The organism is Halorubrum sp. AJ67 (assembly GCF_000513435.1).
In genome coordinates, this window is sequence record NZ_CBVY010000006.1 from 55,313 (window position 1) to 56,076 (window position 764).

Sequence of the window (764 nt, forward strand, 5' to 3'; positions counted from 1 at the left end):
GACGCGAGCCTTCGGCTCGGCGAGGAGATAACGGTCCGCGGTCCCGAGCGCGACGGCACCATCGACGCGGACGACGTCTTCTGACGCCGCTCGTTCGGGATCCGGCGGGGATGCGGCTAACGGAAAGCGTTATACGACACACGGACGCGTCTGTGTGTATGAGTGTCGAGTTGCCGTTCGCGCCGGTCGACGGCATAATCCGGCGGAACGCGGGGGAACTCCGCGTCAGCGCGGACGCCGCCGAGGAGCTGGCCCGTCGGATCCAGTCGCACGGCGCTGAACTGGCCGTCGACGCGGCCGAGCGCGCGACCGCGGACGGTCGGAAAACGCTGATGGCGGCGGACTTCGGCGTCGAGCAGGTCGTCAGCCGCGAGGACCTCACGCTGCCGGTCGCGCCCATCGACCGGATCGCTCGCCTCCGGATCGACGACCGATATCGCGTCGGCGTCGACGCGCGCGTCGCGCTGGCCGACATCTTAGAGGACTACGCGAACAACGTCGCGAGCGCGGCGGCGACGCTGGCTCGCCACGCGGACCGACGAACGGTACAGGCCGAGGACATCGAGACGTACTTCGCGCTGTTCGAGTAGATGCGGTTCGGCTACAGCGAGCGGTGTCTCGAACACGACACCGGCGAGCGACACCCGGAGAACCCGGACCGACTCCGCGCGATCCGCCGCGGGCTCACGAAGCGACACGGCGTCGAGTACGTCGAGGCGGACCCGGCCGAGAAGGCGGCCGTCACGGCCGTCCACGACCCCGAC

Annotated in this window: 1 protein-coding gene and 1 pseudogene (1 of these 2 cut by a window edge); both read left to right on the forward strand. The window is 69.8% G+C overall.

Annotation, left to right across the window (positions count from 1 at the left end; translation table 11 throughout):
* The first annotated feature begins 158 nt into the window (after positions 1-158).
* Positions 159-590, forward strand: coding sequence for a histone family protein (locus tag BN903_RS07440; RefSeq protein WP_048077144.1), 432 nt, complete (start codon positions 159-161; stop codon positions 588-590).
* Positions 591-764: pseudogene (locus BN903_RS07445) on the forward strand (histone deacetylase family protein); it runs 599 nt beyond the window's last position.

What these genes read in the sequence shown, in the direction of transcription:
- BN903_RS07440 (WP_048077144.1), top strand. Translation starts at nt 159, where the DNA reads ATGAGTGTCGAGTTGCCGTTCGCGCCGGTCGACGGCATAATCCGGCGG.